At 65.4% G+C, this 16725-nt stretch carries 8 protein-coding genes; 4 read left to right on the top strand and 4 right to left on the bottom strand.

The window, feature by feature from the left end; translation table 11 throughout:
• A partial coding sequence (locus ABD919_RS10045; RefSeq protein WP_345235869.1) for a T9SS type A sorting domain-containing protein occupies nt 1-281 on the top strand: 281 nt, incomplete at its 5' end.
• A 404-nt stretch (nt 282-685) separates the two neighbouring features.
• Nucleotides 686-1606, top strand: a complete 921-nt coding sequence (locus tag ABD919_RS10050) for a DUF808 domain-containing protein (RefSeq protein ID WP_345235870.1) — start codon at nt 686-688, stop codon at nt 1604-1606.
• A 123-nt stretch (nt 1607-1729) separates the two neighbouring features.
• On the opposite strand, the gene ABD919_RS10055 is transcribed toward ABD919_RS10050, so the two are convergent.
• The gene (locus ABD919_RS10055; RefSeq protein ID WP_345235871.1) at nt 1730-2185 is read right to left on the bottom strand and encodes a GNAT family N-acetyltransferase; all 456 of its coding nucleotides are present in this window, start codon (nt 2183-2185) and stop codon (nt 1730-1732) included.
• 165 nt (nt 2186-2350) lie between these two features.
• Here ABD919_RS10055 and ABD919_RS10060 point away from each other — a divergent pair, with 165 nt between their 5' ends.
• A complete protein-coding gene (locus ABD919_RS10060) occupies nt 2351-3724 on the top strand; it encodes a PQQ-dependent sugar dehydrogenase (RefSeq protein WP_345235872.1) in 1374 nt (457 codons plus the stop codon).
• A 109-nt stretch (nt 3725-3833) separates the two neighbouring features.
• Here the strand turns inward: ABD919_RS10060 and ABD919_RS10065 are convergent, their stop codons facing one another.
• The 3 genes from ABD919_RS10065 to ABD919_RS10075 all read right to left on the bottom strand — a co-directional run bounded on the left by ABD919_RS10065 (nt 3834) and on the right by ABD919_RS10075 (nt 13766).
• Nucleotides 3834-6656: a T9SS type A sorting domain-containing protein gene (locus tag ABD919_RS10065; protein WP_345235873.1), complete on the bottom strand. Its 2823-nt coding sequence runs from the start codon at nt 6654-6656 to the stop codon at nt 3834-3836.
• Nucleotides 6657-6863: 207 nt separating this feature from the next.
• Nucleotides 6864-8828, bottom strand: a complete 1965-nt coding sequence (locus ABD919_RS10070; RefSeq protein ID WP_345235874.1) for a fibronectin type III domain-containing protein — start codon at nt 8826-8828, stop codon at nt 6864-6866.
• 255 nt (nt 8829-9083) lie between these two features.
• Nucleotides 9084-13766 (bottom strand): fibronectin type III domain-containing protein, encoded by a 4683-nt coding sequence (locus ABD919_RS10075; protein WP_345235875.1) that lies wholly within the window; start codon nt 13764-13766, stop codon nt 9084-9086.
• 329 nt (nt 13767-14095) lie between these two features.
• Here ABD919_RS10075 and ABD919_RS10080 point away from each other — a divergent pair, with 329 nt between their 5' ends.
• Nucleotides 14096-16723 (top strand): T9SS type B sorting domain-containing protein, encoded by a 2628-nt coding sequence (locus ABD919_RS10080; RefSeq protein WP_345235876.1) that lies wholly within the window; start codon nt 14096-14098, stop codon nt 16721-16723.
• Nucleotides 16724-16725: the final 2 nt, after the last annotated feature.

Below are 16725 nucleotides of genomic sequence, written 5' to 3' on the forward strand. Positions count from 1 at the left end.
CCGCCCAGCAGGCCCGGGCCCTGGCCGGGCGCCTGCAGCTGTATCCCAACCCGGCCACGGGCGCCGACGTGACGGTGGCCCTGAGCGGGCTGCGGCCGCAGCCCCCCATTGCCGGGCAGCTGCTCGACGGGCTGGGCCGGGTGGTGCAGCAGCTCACGCTGCGCGTGCAGGGCGGCGAAGCCCGCTCCTTGCTGCCGCTGCAGGGGCTGCCGGCCGGCGTGTACACCCTGCGCCTGCTGCCGGCCGAGGGCCCCGTAACTAAGCGCCTGGTGAAGCAGTAGGCGGCAGGGAAAGTAAAGGGTATAGCGGCGTGCCTGGGGAGTAAAGCAGGGCGCTTCGATGATGTTGGATGTGCAGCCGCTTCGGCAAACCGTATAACTCGTGTTGAGCAGGTAGGTGGGCGCTGATGGCGCGGGGTCGTACCCGGAGGGCCCTGGCCCGTGTCTACTATTCGCAGTGCTCGTACCTGAAAGGCTCTGGCCTGCAACGGCAGAACGACTTGCAATAGAGCGTTCTAATTGCGCGGTCCCGCGCCGGCCAGAGGCCGGCAAATAGTAGACACGGGGCAAAGCCCCGCGCCATCAGCGCCGAACTGCGTAACATCAGCGTATAACTTGCCGGCTGGGGCCGGGGCAACGTGGCCCCAGCCCTGGCAAGTGCCAACTCATTTACCCAGCTACCCAACATGCCCTCAGGTCTTTTTGCCTTATTAGATGACGTTACCGCCCTGGTGAAAGTAAGCGCGGCCAGCTTAGACGACGTGCCGGCGCAGGTAGCCAAAACGACCGGCAAGGTTTCAGGTATCGTCATCGACGACACGGCGGTTACGCCCAAGTACGTTGTAGGCCTCGACCCTTCCCGGGAGCTTTCCATCATCTACCGGATAGCAAAGAAGTCGCTCATCAATAAAATATGCATCCTGAGCCCGGCGGCCCTGTTGCTGGGCTACTTTGCTCCCTGGGCCATTACGCCCATTCTCATGCTGGGTGGGGCCTACCTGTGCTTCGAAGGGTACGAAAAGGTGCACTCCCTGTTCAGCCCATCCCACGCGGTAGATGTGGAAAGCGAAGAGGTAGCCAAGATTACGCCCGAGGAGCTGGAGCAGCAGCGGGTAGCCGGCGCCGTGCGCACCGACATTATCCTGTCGGCCGAAATTATGGCCATTGCCTACAGCCAGGTAACCGGGCAGCCCATCGTCAATCAGATTGTCGTCATGCTGGCCGTGGCGGTTTTTATTACGGTGGCCGTGTATGGCTTCGTGGGCCTGATTGTGAAGGCCGATGATATCGGCGTACACCTGGCCCAGGACAAGTACCACCCCGGAGTGCAAAAGCTGGGGCGCGGCATCGTGAAGCTGATGCCGCGCTTTCTGAGCCTGCTGAGCTACGTGGGAACGGCCGCCATGCTGTGGGTAGGGGCCGAAATCATTGCCCATGGCATCCCGCTTACCGCGCACTGGCTGCACGAGCTGGAGCAGGGCCTGGCCCATATTCCGGCGCTGGCCTGGCTGGCCAAGGCCGGGGCCTGCGCCCTGGCCGGGCTGCTGATTGGCTTCGTGGTGGAGAAGCTGGTGCTGCTGGTGAAGAGGCTGCTGGGGAAGGAGTAGCGCGGACGGCAAAGCCACGTTAGCGGTAGGTGTAGCGTGGACTCTGCGAGTCCGCGCGTGTGAACGTTCAACCGCGCGGACTCGCAGAGTCCACGCTACATATCCACTGACTTCGAAGCCGCGCTAGGGTGCCGGGTAGGGGTTGGGGTGGGGCCGCTCCAGCCAGCGCTCGGGCTGGGCCAGGGGCGTGTAGCCGTGCTGCAGGTAGAGGCCGTGGGCGTCGAGGGTGGCCAGCAGGTGGCGGCGCAGGCCCTGCAGCTCGGGGTGGGCCAGCACCTGCTGCACCAGCCACTTCGACAGGCCCTGGCCCCGGTAGGCGGGCAGCACGAATACGTCGCAGAGCCAGGCAAACGTGGCCCGGTCGCTTACCACGCGGGCAAAGCCGGCCTGCTGGCCGTCGGGCGCATACAGGCCGAAGTTGAGGGAGTGGGCAATGGCCCGCTCCACGGTGGCGCGGGGAATGTGCTGGCACCAGTAGGAGTCTTCGCTGAGGAAGCGGTGAATGGCGGCCACGTCGAGCCGGGCCGGGTCGGTGCTGAGCGTGAAGCCCGCCTGGTTGGTAAGCGTGAGAAAGGACATAAGGGGAAGCAGAAAGACGCCGCAAGCTACGCAGCACGGCCGGCGGCAACATAAAGCCCAGCCGGCTTGTCGTTGGCTTAGTCCCGTCGCCGTACGGCTTACGGTATAGCTCGTACTCAGTACCTTTCCGCAATACACGTCCATGCAAGCCTTGACTATCCGATGATGAAACCCCTTACCACTCTTGTATTAAGCGGGCTGCTGGCGGCCGGCCTCACGGCTCCCGCGCTGGCCCAGGCCCCGGCCCTGGCCACCTTCCCGGTGGGCAGCACCACCGTTACCGTGTCGGAGCTCACGCCCGGGCTGGATGTGGTGTGGGAGCTGGCCTGGGGCCCCGACAACTTTCTCTGGATGACCGAGCGGCGCGGGCGCATCAGCCGGGTAAACCCCGCCACGGGGCAGGTGCTGCCCCTGCTCAGTATTCCGGACGTGTCGCAGCAGGCCGAAGGCGGGCTGCTGGGCATGGTGCTGCACCCGCGCTTTGCGGCTCAGCCATACCTGTACGTGGTGTACAACTACCTCAATAACGGGCAGTACCGCGAAAAGGTGGTGCGCTACACCTACGATGTGGCCACCAACACCCTGGGCAGCCCGCTGGCACTGCTGGCCAACATCCCCGCCAACCTTTACCACAACGGCTCCCGGCTCATTATTCTGCCCGATGAAACCCTGCTGATGACCACCGGCGACGCCAACGTGAGCGCCGATGCCCAGAACCCGGCCTCGCTAAGCGGCAAGAGCCTGCGCATGAACCTCGACGGCAGCATTCCAGTCAACAACCCCACGCCCGGCAGCTATGTGTACACCCTGGGCCACCGCAACCCCCAGGGGCTGGTGCAGCTGCCGTCGGGCCGCATCTACAGCTCCGAGCACGGCACGACGACCGACGACGAGGTGAACCTGCTGGAGCCCGGCCGCAACTACGGCTGGCCCAACGTGCAGGGGATGTGCGACGAGCCCGGCGAAATGGCGTTCTGCAGCGCCAACAACGTGCGCGAGCCCCTCACCACCTGGACCCCCACCGTTGCGCCGGCGGCCCTGAAGTACTACAATCACCCCGCTATTCCCGAGTGGCAGGGCAGCCTGCTGCTGGCCTGCCTCGGCGGCAACCTGCTGGCCCACCTGCCCCTCAATGCCAGCGGCGATGCCATCACCGGCCGCACGTACTATATGCGAACCTATGGCCGCCTGCGGGCGCTGTGCGTGTCGCCTACGGGCAAAGTGTACATCGGCACCAGCAACAGCAACACCGACCGCATTCTGGTGCTTGAAAACCGCGCCTTCCTGGCCAGCGCCCGCCCCGCCTCCGGCCTGGACTTCAAGCTATGGCCCAACCCCGCACAGCAGCAGGCCACCCTGGAGCTGCCCGCCGCCGGCCTGTCGGTGCAGGTGCGCGACCTGCTGGGGCGTGAGCTGCTGGCCCTGCAGCCGGCCACTACCACTGCCACGCTCAACCTCAGCACGCTGCGGCCCGGTACCTACCTGGTGCAGGCTTCCGGCGCAGCCGGCACGGCCACCCGCCGGCTGGTGGTGAAGTAAGCGCGGTTGCGCACAAAGCGCGCTGCCACCCCCAAGTAGGAGCGAAACAAAAAGGAGCGCCGAGCTACTGCCCGGCGCTCCTTTTTTATGCCGCGTTCGTCCGCGTCAGTTACTCGATAACGACTTTGCGGGAGAGCAGGTCGCTGCCGCGCTGCACGCGCAGGGTGTAGATGCCGGCGGCCAGGCCGCGGGTGCTGAGCGTGTGCTCAAGCGTTGCGGCGGGCAGGGCCAGGGCGCGCACCTGCTGGCCCAGGGCGTTCACCAGCACGGCCTGGCCGGCGGCGGGGGCCGCTTCCAGGCGCAGGGTGAGCTGGCCGCTGCTGCTGGGGTTGGGGTAGACCACCAGGGCCGCGGTCTCGGCCCGGGCGCGCGTGGCCAGGGCCGTGCCGCTGATGGTGAACGTGCCGTTGGTGTCGGAGCTGCCGAAGCCCGAGACGGCCACGTAGTAGCGCTGGCCCGCGGTGAGGCCGGTCAGGCTGACCGTGCCCACGCTCTGGTTGTTGCCGGCGCTGGCCCGGCAGGCCACCAAAGCGAAGGGGCCGCTGCAGCTGGGCGCGCTGTACACACGCACCATACCGGCGGGGTTGCCGGTGAGGGTGAGCGAGGTGCTCGTGCCGGTGGGCGTCATGGTGAACCAGACGTCCTTGGGCGCGGCCGAGGGCGAGCAGGCCGGCAGGGTGATGCCCGTGGCCTGCGTAGTGGTGGCCCCCACGTTGGTGCCGGTGATGTTGTTGCCGGTCAGGGCCAGGGCGCCGCAGGGCTCGTCGTTGCTCGGCGCCGTCAGCGGCGTGGTGAAGCAGAAGGGACCGGCGTAGGTGCTGCTGCCGTTGGCGGCGCCGCAGTTCTGGCGCACGTAGAAGCAGTAGCCGGTGTTGGGCATCAGGCCGGTGAGCTGGTAGCTGCTGGCCGTGAGGGCCGTAACCGCCGTTCCCGTCCCAATCATGAAGCCCTGCGCGCCGTACTCAAGCTCAAACGTGTCGCCGGCGCCTACCGTCCCCCCGGCCGTCCAGCTCAGCTGGGCGGTGGTGTTGGTAAGGTTGGCCGCGGCCAGGCCTGTGGGGATGGGGCAGTTGGAGGGAGACGTAGCGCACACGGCAATGAGCCCGGTGTTGCTGCCGGCGTAGGCCCAGGCCCGGATGTAAAGCACCTCGCCGGGCATGCGGTTGGTCACGTTGATAAGGGAGTAGGCATTGCTGCCGCTGTCGTCGTCGCAGTCCTCCAGGCTCAGGTTGTTGCAGGTGCCCGAGTACACGGCCAGGCCAGTGTCGGATATCTGCGAGCCGCCGGTGGGGCTTACCGTCTGCAGGGTGAGGGTGCCGCTGGCCGGCACGGTTACGCGGAACCAGATGTCCTTGTCGACATAAGAGGCGCAGCCCGGGGCCGGCACCCCGGCCGAAGCAGTAGCCGCCGTGTTGTCGGCCGCCGTCTGGCTGATGCACATGGTGCCATACTGCACCGGTACGTTGAGGGCGCCGGCGCACTCGTCGTTGGCGGGAGTAGCCGGGCCGGGCACGATGCAAAGCGTGAAGCTGCTGCTGCTGGCCGCCGGGGCAGGGCCCGACGAGTACACCCGCAGGAAGTACTGCTGGCCCGCGGTGAGGCCGCCTAAGGTGCGGCTGCTGCTGCCGCCGCCCGCCACGGTGTTGCAGTACACGCTGGTGTTGGTGGTGCAGGTGCCCGACAGCACATCGAATACGGCCCCAAACTGGGAGGTCATGGTAATGGTATGCGAGGTGCCGGTTGCCGTGAACCGGTACCACACGTCATTGGCCGAGTTGATGCCGAACCCGCAGTTGGTAGTAGCTGGCTGGCTTTGCGTGGCCCCGAACACAGTGCCGGTGAGCGGCGTGGTGCAGGCCATGGAGACAGGAAGCACAATGGCGTTGGCGCAGTTGTCGTTAGCCGCCGGATTGGGGTTGGTGGTGAATCCCCCGGCGCTCGACTGGTTGCTGTGGCCGGCCGTGCCGCCGCAGTTCTGCGTTACATAAAACTGGTAGGCCGTGTTGGGGGTCAGGCCGGTGATGGTGGTGCTGGTGCCGGTGATGCCGGTGATGGGGGTGCCGCCAGTGGTGGGGTTGAAGCCCGGGGCGCCGTAGCGCACCGTGAACGGGCCCGGCGAGGCGTTGGTCACGCTCCAGTTCAACACGGCCGAGTTGGTGGTTACCGTAGCGGTGAGGTTACGGGGGGTGGGGCAGGCACTGGGCACGGGCGGCGTGAACTGATATACCTGCCCGGTGGGCGGCTCCGAGGCAATCATGTCGTACTCCATGGTGGAGCTAACCGAGGGGTTGGCCACGGCATCGCTCACGCTCAGGAAGGAGCCCGGGCCCATGCCGGTGCCTGACAAGCCAATGGAAGCAGACGCATTGGTGATGGCCGCAGGCTCGTCGCGGTACACGAACTGCACGACGTTGGTGGTTTCGAACAGCTTTACCTGGAAGGAAATTGAAGGGCCGCCGCTGTTCCCGTAGCGGTACCAGTTCAGCCACTCGAAGGTGAACACGCGGTTGGGCGCCGTGCCCGTGGTAGCGTAGGAGGCCGTGCCCTGCCCGCCGTGCATGTCGTCCCAGTAGGGCGCTACGCGCGGGCGCTCGGTAGCTGGGCCGATGGCCAGCTCGTTGGTCAGGTTGTTGGAGCTGGCCATTGTGTTAAACGTAAGCCAGCCGTTTGACGAGACCATGAACTGCGTGTGCACCGCGCCGTCGAAGGTGAAAGGAAAGGGCAGCGCCAGGACCGCCGAGAGGTTATCATCCGTCTGTATGCTCGCAACAGTGGTACCCCCCACCAGGGGGGTGAAGGTGCCGCTGCTAGCCGCAAACTGGTAGGTGTCGACCTGGGCTTGAGCCGCCTGGCTGCCTAGCAGCAGGCTGCCCAGTAGCAGCAGCGAGCTGCCAAGCCGGCCGCGCCAGCTGGGGGGTAAGAATATGCTCATAGGGTGTTAGAAAAGGGTTAGGGTGAAGGGGAAATACTCGGGTAAGCAGCAGATACAAGCTGCCAATATATTTTTTGGACGTTGAAATGTATAAAACAAGTCTCGATTTATCATTATTTATTCTGTCTAATTGAATAAAAGCGAACTGCAAAAAACAAAAAAGGCCGCTCCGGGTCCGGAGCGGCCTTTTCAGGAGATGCGAGGCGGTTACTCGATAACGACCTTGCGGGAGAGCAGGTCGCTGCCGCGCTGCACGCGCAGGGTGTAGATGCCGGCGGCCAGGCCGCGGGTGCTGAGCGTGTGCTCAAGCGTTGCGGCGGGCAGGGCCAGGGCGCGCACCTGCTGGCCCAGGGCGTTCACCAGCAGGGCCTGGCCGGCGGCGGGGGCCGCTTCCAGGCGCAGGGTGAGCTGGCCGCTGCTGCTGGGGTTGGGGTAGACCACCAGGGCCGCGGTCTCGGCCTGGGCGCGCGTGGCCAGGGCCGTGCCGCTGATGGTGAACGTGCCGTTGGTATCGGAGCTGCCGAAGCCCGAGACGGCCACGTAGTAGCGCTGGCCAGGCGTGAGGCCGGTCAGGCTGACCGTGCCCACGCTCTGGTTGTTGCCGGCGCTGGCCTGGCAGGCCACCATGGCGAAGGGGCCGTTGGCGCAGTCAGCCGTGGTGTACACACGCACCATACCGGCGGGGTTGCCGGTGAGGGTGAGCGAGGTGCTCGTGCCGGTGGGCGTCATGGTAAACCAGACGTCCTTGGGCGCGGCCGAGGGCGAGCAGGCCGGCAGGGTGATGCCCGTGGCCTGCGTGGTGGTGGCCCCCACGTTGGAGGCCGTGATGTTGTTGCCGGTCAGGGCCAGGGCGCCGCAGGGCTCGTCGTTGCTCGGCGCCGTCAGCGGCGTGGTGAAGCTGGCAGGGCCGGCAATGGTGCCGGTGCCGCCGCCCAGGCACACCTGCTGCACGTAGAACTGGTAAGCCGTGTTGGGCATCAGGCCCGTCAGGGTATGGGAGGTGCCGGTGATACCGGTTACGCGCGTGCCGCCGGTAGTGGGGCTAAACCCGGTAGGACCGTAGATAATAGTGAACGTAGCGCCCATGGTGGAGGGGGAAGCCCAGCTTAGCGCCGCCGTGGTGTTGGTGAGCATACCAGCCGACAGGGCGGTGGGGCTGGGGCAGGCTACTGAGAAGCCGCCGGCACTCGACAGGTTGCTGTTGCCAGCGGTGCCGCCGCAGTTCTGGCGCACGTAGAACTGGTAGCTGCCGGGCGCCAGGTTGCTGATGATGGTGCTGTTGCCGGTGATAGGGCCCAGCGTAGTGCCGCCCGTAGCCGGGTTAAAACCGGTAGGTCCGTAGATAACCGAGAAGGTGCCGCCGCCGCTGGCAACGGTCCAGTTTACAGTAGCCGTAACGCCGCTCACCGTGGCCGTGAGGTTGCGCGGCGTGGGGCAGGCACTGGGCACGGGCGGCGTGAACTGGTAAATCTGGCCCGTCGGGGGCTTGTTCATAATCATGTCGAACTCGGTAGTAGAGCTAACCGAGGGGTTGGCCACGGCGTCGCTCAGGCTCAGGAAAGAACCCGTGCCCATGCCGGTGCCGGAAAGGCCAATAGAGGCCGAGGCCCCGGTCATGGGCGTTGGCTCCTGGCGGTACACAAACTGCACGACGTTGGTGGTTTCGAACAGCTTTACCTGGAAGGAAATTGAAGGGCCGCCGGTGTTGCCGAAGCGGTACCAGTTGAGCCACTCGAAGGTGAACACGCGGTTGGGCGCCGTGCCCGTGGTAGCGTAGGAGGCCGTGCCCTGCCCGCCGTGCATGTCGTCCCAGTAGGGCGCTACGCGCGGGCGCTCGGCAGCGGTGCCGTTATCCAAGTCGTTGTTGAGGCTGTTCGACGAAGCCGCCTGGTTAAAGGTCAGCCAGCCATTGGATGAGGCTTTCACCTGCGTATGCATGGCCCCATCGAAAGTGAAGGAGAAGCCGATGGGCAGGGAAGCCGACAGCGCGTCGTCGGACTGAATGCTGGAAACGGTGGTGCCGCCTGTCAGGGGGGTGAAGGTGCCGCCGCTGGCGGCAAACTGATAGGTGTCGACCTGGGCCAGGGCCGCCTGGCTGCCCAGCAGCAGGCCGGCAATGACCAGCGCCTTACTCAGACGGCTGGCTAAGAGCTTGTGTAAGGGTGTGTTCATGATGTGGGTAATAGGGGGTGAGGGAAAGTGAGCAGGCAATTGGCCCCGAGGACCAGCAACCTACTTTGCGGCCCTTAAGTTAAGCGCAACAAATTAAGCACGTCCCTGATAAGCCGCAACGTGGCCGGGCACAGTTTCTCATTTTATCGACGCTGCGGTCGTGTTCTTGCTGAGCAGCGGCCGGATTAACAGTCCTGGCGCAATAAAAAAGGCCGCTCCGGGTCCGGAGCGGCCTTTTCAGGAGATGCGAGGCGGTTACTCGATAACGACTTTGCGGGAGAGCAGTTCGCTGCCGCGCTGCACGTGCAGGGTATAGATGCCGGCGGCCAGGCCGCGGGTGCTGAGCGTGTGCTCAAGCACACCGGCGGGCAGGGCCAGGGCGCGCACCTGCTGGCCCAGGGCGTTCACCAGCACGGCCTGGCCGGCGGCGGGGGCTGCTTCCAGGCGCAGGGTGAGCTGGCCGCTGCTGCTGGGGTTGGGGTAGACCACCAGGGCAGTGGTCTCGGCCTGGGCGCGCGTGGCCAGCAGGTTGGTAGCCGCCAGCGAGAATGCCCCATTGGTATCGGAGCTGCCGAAGCCCGAGACGGCCACGTAGTAGCGCTGGCCGGGGGTGAGACCCATCAAGGAGATGGGCGACGAGAAGCCCGTGTTGTTGCTGCCCGACGACTGGCAGGCCACCATGGCGAAGGGGCCGCTGCAGGTCGCGGCGGAGTACACGCGGACCATGCCGGCGGGGTTACCCGTGAGCGTGAGCGTGGTGCTGCTGCCCGCGGGCGTCATGATAAACCAGACGTCCTTGGGTGCGGCCGAGGGCGAGCAGGCTGGCAGGGTGATGCCGGCGGCCTGCGTAGTGGTGGCGCCCACATTGGAGGCATTCAGGGTGCCGTTCATCAGGGGCAGGGCGCCGCAGGGCTCGTCGTTGCTGGGCGCTGTCAGCGGCGTGGTGAAGCTCACGGGGCCTACCAGCGTGCTGCTGCCGTTGAAGCCGCCGCAAATCTGCTGCACGTAGAACTGGTAGGTACTGTTGGCCATGAGGCCGGTGAGTGTGGTGCCGTTGCCGGTGATGCCCGTAACCGTGGTGCCGCCCGTAGCGGGGTTGAAGCCGGTGGGCCCATACACTACCGTGAACGTGCTGCCGCTGGCCGGCGAGGCGTTCCAGCTCAGCTGGGCCGTGCTGTTGGTGAGGCTGCCGGCGGCGGGGCCGGCCGGGTCGGGGCAGTTGGGCACCGGCGAGGCGCAGATGGTGAAGTTGCCCAGGGCCGAGGTGGTGCTGTAAGAGCCCACCCGCACATAATAAGTGGTGTTGGGCATCAGGCCGGTCAAATCAAGGTTGGGGGCGGCCGTGGTGCCGTTGGCCGCCGACGAGCAGGCCAGGAAGGCAAACGGCCCGTTGCAGCTGGCTGCCGAGTAAGCCCGCACGGTGTTTGCCGGCGCCCCGTTTACGCTGATGCGCACGCTGGTGCTGGTGGGCCCGCTGGCGGCTGTCGTAAAGCGGAACCACACATCGAGCGGAGCCGTGGTGGGGAAGTTGGCGCAGGTGCCGGCCGGAATGCTGGAGGTGGCCGTAGCGCCAAAGGTGGTGGTGGCCGTGGGTACGCAGGTGTTGTTCAGCGTCAGCACGGTTGCGCCGCAGGGCTCGTCGTTAACAATCTGGGTGGTAAAGCTGGCCGGGCCGGCCGTGCCCGAGTTGCCCCCGGCGCAGTTCAGCGTGACGTAGAACTGGTAGGTAGTGCCGGGAGTGAGGCCCGTCAGGGCGTAGGGCGGGGCCGTGAGGCCGCTTACTGCGGTGCCCGTGCCGGGGGTGAAGCCGGTGGGGCCGTACTCTACCGTGTAGGTTCCCGTGCCGCCCGTCAGCCAGGACAGCGAGGCCGCGGTGGTGGTGGTGGTAGCCGACAGCTGGGCCGGGGTGAGGCAGCCCGTGGCCGACTCCAGCACCAGGTTGTCGAGGCCGATGTCGGTTACGCCGAAGTCGCCTTTGGCGCGGAAGCGTAGCACGGCCGTAGCCGAGGTGCTGTTGATGTTAACCACCTGGGAGCTGAAGCCCGACGTGCCGCTCAAGCCCAGGCGGGCCAGCCGCGTGTACGTGCCGCCGGAATTGTCCGACAGCTCTACATACAAGGAGTCGGTGCCCGTGGTGTTGATAAAGTCAAAGCTGAGGCGCTTCGGACCGGGCATGCCCAGGTTCACAAACAGGTCGAGCATGCCCTCGTTGCCGCGGGGCACGTTGTAGGTATGGAAGCGGGCCGAGCGGGCACCCTGGCTGGCGGCTGGGGTGTACATGCCCAGGGCGGGGCCAACCCAGGCCCCAGCGGTGCCGTCGTCGTCGCGGCGCCAGGAGTTGTTGCCGGTGGCCGGGCTGTTGCGCCAGCTGGTATTGGGAATGTCGCGGGTGTCGCAGCCATTAGTCCAGGCATTTTCAAAGCTCTGAATAACGGGCAGCGACGCGTACACCGGAGCCAGGCAAAGGGTGCGGAAGGAGAACGGTCCGTTGGGGAAGCTGCTCTGGCCTGCGCCGCAGTCTTTGGTCACGTAAAATTGATAAGCTGTGTTGGGCAGCAGGCCTGTTACCGGCACTGTGGTGCTGCTGGTGTTCACCGTGGTGCTGTTGGCACCGCCCGGCATAAAGCCGGCGGGGCCGTACTGCACGGTATAACCCACGGCGGTGCCATTGGTGGCGCCGCTGAAGGTAAGCGTGGCCGTGGTGGTCGACACGTTCGTAACAGCCAGGTTAATGGGCGGCGCGCAGGCCGGCGGCGGCCCCACGGTGATAATGTAGTCTTCGGTCTCGCCCGAACCCATCAGGGCGCAGGCATCGCCAGCGGCATTGGGGTTGCCGCTCAGGCGGGAGCGCACCCGCATGCCGGTCTGGCCTGGCAGGGCCGACGCCGGCACCATGATGTTGACCGAAGCCGGCTGGTTGGCGGTGGAAGCCGTTGTCACCTGCGTCCACTCGCTGGCTTCGAACTGCCCGTTCTGGTTCCAGTCGAACCACACCGAGATGATGCCGGCCTCGGCCGTAGTCACGCTCACCTGGTAGGAAACCCCGGGAGAAAGTGCGGCCGTGGTGTTGCCGGCCGCCGGCCAGAGGGTGTAGCCGCTGCCATTCACCGTGTTGCAGGTGGTGTTGGGGTTGTTCAGCGTGGTGTTGGTGATGGCTACCCCCGAGATGTTGGCGTTGCCGGTGCCGCAGTACGCGCCCAGGTTGCTGTTGCAGTAGGCAAAGACGTTATTGGTGGTGAAGCTCTGCACGGGGCAGCCGGTGGCTGCGCCGTTGGCGTTGCGGGACACCACCTGGTAGTAGTAGGTGGTGTTGCCGGCCAGCGAAGTAGCTATGGCATAGCTGGTGCCGGGCTGGTTGCTGCTAACCAGCGTCAGCGAGGTGGCGCTGCTGCCAAAGTACACGTCGTAGCCCGTGGCGATGCCACCAGTGCCGTTCTGCCAGGTCAGGGTGACGGGGCGCTGCACGCCGGTGCTGCCGTTGGCGGGGCTCAGGTTGGTGGCGCAGCTGGGGATACCGGTCAGCACTTCCAGCCGCACGTTATCCAGGCCGATGTCGGAAGTGAATGTGCCAGTGACCTTGCCCAGGAAGCGGATAACGGTAGTGGCCGAAGCAGAGGTGATGCTGACGTTGCTGGGCTGCCAGCCCTGGGTTACGGTACCGCTCAGGCCCAGGCGCAGCAGTGGAGCCCCGAAGGTGGCGCCCCCGTTCGTCGACACCTGCACGAGCAGGGAGTCGTTGCCGGCCGTGTTGAGGTAGTCGAAGCGCAGCAGTTTGTTGAGGGCCCCGCTCAGGTCCACGTACAGGTCGAGGGCCCCAACGTCGTTGGCCGCGGCGTAGTAGCTGTGAAAGCGGGCCGAGCGGCTGCCCTGGCTGCCCGTGGGTGCGTACACGCCCACGGTGGGGCTGGTCCAGCCGGCCGAAGCGCCGTCGTCGTCGCGGCGCCAGGAGCTGTTGCCGGTGAAGGGGGCCGTGCGCCAGAAAGTGCTGGGCGCGTCGCGGGTGTCGCACACGCTGGCCCAGGCCGTCTCAAAGCTTTCCGACACCGGCAGGCTGGCGTAGGTGGGCGGCACGCAAGCCGTGCGGAAGGTGAAGGGGCCGGCCAGCTGGCTGAGCTGCCCGCCGCCGCAGTCCTTGCTTACATAGAACTGGTAAGCGGTATTGGCGTTCAGGCCCGTCACCGGTACCGAAGTGCTGGTGCTCGCAACTGAGGTGCTGCCCATGCCCCCGGGGGTAAAGCCGGCGGGGCCGTACTGCACGGTATAGCCCACGGCGGTGCCATTGGAGGCGCCGCTGAAGGTAAGCGTGGCCGTAGTGGTGCCGATGCTGCTGACGTTGAGGGCGGTGGGCGGCGCGCAGGCCGGAGCGCCACCAATGGTTACGATGTAGTCTTCGGTCTCGCCCGAGCCCATGGTGAGGCAGGCATCGCCGGCGGCGTTGGGGTTGCCGCTCAGGCGGGAGCGTACCCGCAGGCCGGTAGGGCCCAGCACGGCCGTGGCCGGCACCGTTATGGTGGCCGACGCCGCCTGTCCAGCCGTGGAAGCCGTTGTTACCTGCGTCCACTCGCTGGCTTCGAACAGCCCGTTCTGGTTCCAGTCGACCCATACCGAGATGATGCCAGCTTCGGGGGTCATCACGCTTACCGGGTAGCTGAGGCCCCGCAGCAGGGTGGCCGTGGTGCTGCCCGATGCCGGCCACAGGGTGTAGCCGCTGCCATTCACCGTGTTGCAGGTGGTGTTGGGGTTGTTGAGCGGCGTACCCGGGATGGCCACCAGGTTGATGTTGGCGTTGCCGGCCCCGCACCAGGCCCCCAGGTTGGCCGTGCAGTACGAGGTGGGCTGGGCCAGTGCAGCGGGCCCCCAAAGGAGCAGCCCGAGCAGGCCAATACAGCTACGGAGCAGGGGTAAGGCCGGCGCCCGGAATGGGTAAAGTTTCAGCATAGAGAAGGCGGGTGGGAAAAAGGTGAGCAGGAAAAGCCGGTTGGAACTGGCCTCACTGCCCGGCAGATGGCCTAAGCCGAATTTGCAGGGCAGCTGACAAAAGCCGAAGCGGCTTTGAAAACTAGGAAGAATTCCTGATACTTTTTGAACTTTGAAAATTAGTTCCCAATTCTCGTTTTTTCAGGGTTTTTGGCTCGTATTTTGCTTGTAATAATCCTTCCGAAGCCAAATTTTCAGGCCTGGCAAACGGCCGTATCTTTAGCTTTCGAATACCTCCCTCTCACCCTACAGCGTACATTTTCTCACTCCCAACCCCTCTTCAAGCAACCATGAAGAAATTACTACATTCCACCACCCTCCTGCTGCTAAGTTGGTGCCTGGCCCTGGCCGGTATCCAGCAGGCCCGCGCCTCCCACATCCTGGGCGGGCAGCTCACCTACGTGAACGTAGGCCCCAACCAGTACGTGGTAACGCTGTACCTGTACCGCGACTGCTCCGGGGCCGGCCTGCCCGGCTCCATGACGTTGACCGTGCGGCCTTCGACCAGCTGCACGGCCACGCCAGCTCCTACCTACCCCATGAACCCGGTGCCCAACTCCATCTCGGTGGGCACTCAGTACTGCCCGGCCCAGCAGCCCATGGCTGCTTGTACTTCTAATGCTTCCCTGCCCAACTACGAGACGGAGCAGTACCGCACGGGTACCATCACCATCGCCCCGGGCCAGTGGACGATGAGCACTGAAATCTGCTGCCGCCCCAGCACGGCCAACCTGCAGGGCCAGGGCAACTTCCGCTACGAAGCCACCCTGAACAACCGCATTGTGGTGAACGGCCAGAACGTAGACATTCAGAACAGCTCGGCCCAGTATTCACCCCTGGACATTCCCGTGCCTTTCGTGTATGTAAACCAGCGCACCACCATCGGCTTCAACACCACCGACCCCAACAACACCCCGGTGGCCCCCAGCACCGACTCGCTGGTGTACTCGCTGACTACCCCCCTGGACCAGTGCAACGTGCCGGTGGCTTACAAGCCCTACCCCGGCAGCGGCCCGGTTCTGGTGCCCGGCAGCAACCCGCCCTGCTACATCCTGCCCCCGGCCAACACGCCTTCGTCCTTTACCGCTGCCCTGCCTATTGCCGTCGGCTTTAACACCTCCGGCATGTGCCCCGTGCTGCAAGGCACCACCAACCTGTTCAGCTTCGACGCGGGCGCTGGTCAGTTTACCTTCACCACCCCCCGCTACATCAATACGGCCCCCAGCGCCGGCGACAACAAGTACGTGGTAGTGGGCAAGGTTGACGAGTACCGCCGCCTGCCCGGCTTTGGCAACCGCCGCTTCCTGGTGGGCTCGGTGCGCCGCGAAATCGTGGTTATCATCATTCAGGGCCTCAACAACGTGCCCCAGAACCCCACCGGCACGCCGGTTACGCCGGGCGCCGGCACCACCATCACCCAGACCGTGGACTCGCTGGAGGTAACCATTCAGCCCTGCAACTACTCGCAGGTATTTGTGCGCTTCACCGACCCTGACCCCCAGGACCTGCTGACGGTAACCTACACGGGGGTAGGCGACATCAACACCAACATCCTGGAGAGTGGCGACATTGGCACCTACACCCTGATTGGCAACGGCACCAGCCGTCCGGTAGCCCGCTTCCTGTTCCAGCCCTCGCCGGCCTTCGCGGGCCGCGTGCTGCGCATTCCCTTCCAGATTCAGGACAATGGCTGCCCCGTGCGCGGTCTGCAGACCCGGGTACTGGTGGTGCGTATCGCGCCCACCCGCCGCGACCTTGCCCTGGCTTCCACTGCCGTGGGCATGTCGGGCCTGGGTAACACCAACGTGGCGTCGGTGTGCCCCGGCGGCCGCCTCACCCTGCAAGGCTCCATCGGCCGGCCGGACTCCACCAACGGCCGCCTGCAGACTTACACTTACGCCTGGACTGGTAACGGCATCGTGGGCGCGGCCAACACCCGCAACATCACGGTTGCTCCGCTGGTAACCACCCGCTACCGCCTCAACGTGAACCCCGACAACGGCTTCCAGATTGGCGTGTGCGCCGATACCTCCTCGGTTCTGGTGCGCGTAGTGCCCGAGCCTACGGTGAGCATTGCCGCCAACAACCAGGAGGTGTGCCCCGGCAATGCCATTGTGCTGACGGCCACGGCCACGCGCAACGACAACCTGACGGACGTGTACACCTACGAGTGGACCGGCCCGGGTGTACCGGCAAACACCACCGGGCAGACCGTTACGGTGCGCCCGACCGCTGCTGGTACGTATACCGTAGTGGCCCGCGGCAACCGCAGCTACGACTGCGAAGCTACCTCGCAGATTCAGCTGCGCGTAGCTCCGGCCGCAGTGGCCGGCTTCGCCCGCCTCGACTCCATCTCGGCCCGCCCCGGCAGCCGCTCGCTGATTCCGCCGGTGGTGTTCAAGTTCCGCAACACGGCCGCGCTGAACCCGGCCAACAACAACTTCCAGATTGAAAGCGCCGTGTGGACCTACCAGCGCGTGCGCAACGCCCAGGGCCAGGCCGTAACCGAAGCCCCGGTGCAGTTCTCCACCGAGCGTAGCGCCAACGCGGAGGTAGTTACGCCGGGCCTGAGAGAATCCGGCTACTACATCATCAAGCAAACGGTGTACACCCGTGCCGCTGGTGCCAACTGCCCCGAAAACTCCTTCCAGCGCACCGTGTTTGTGCCCAACATCCAGGTGCCGAACATCATCACGCCCAACGGTGACAACCTCAACGACGTGTTCGTCGTGAACTCCGACCAGTACAACGGCAAGCTGGAAATCTTTAACCGCTGGGGCCGCAAAGTAGAAGAGTTCAACGCCTACCAGAACACCTGGGACGGCAAAGGCCAGCCCGATGGCGTGTACTACTACTACCTGACCGACCGGACGGGTAACAAGACCAAAGGCTGGGTTGAAATCGTGCGCGGCCAGTAAGC

It is taken from the genome of Hymenobacter saemangeumensis (genome assembly GCF_039541835.1).
Classification (GTDB): Bacteria; Bacteroidota; Bacteroidia; order Cytophagales; family Hymenobacteraceae; genus Hymenobacter; species Hymenobacter saemangeumensis.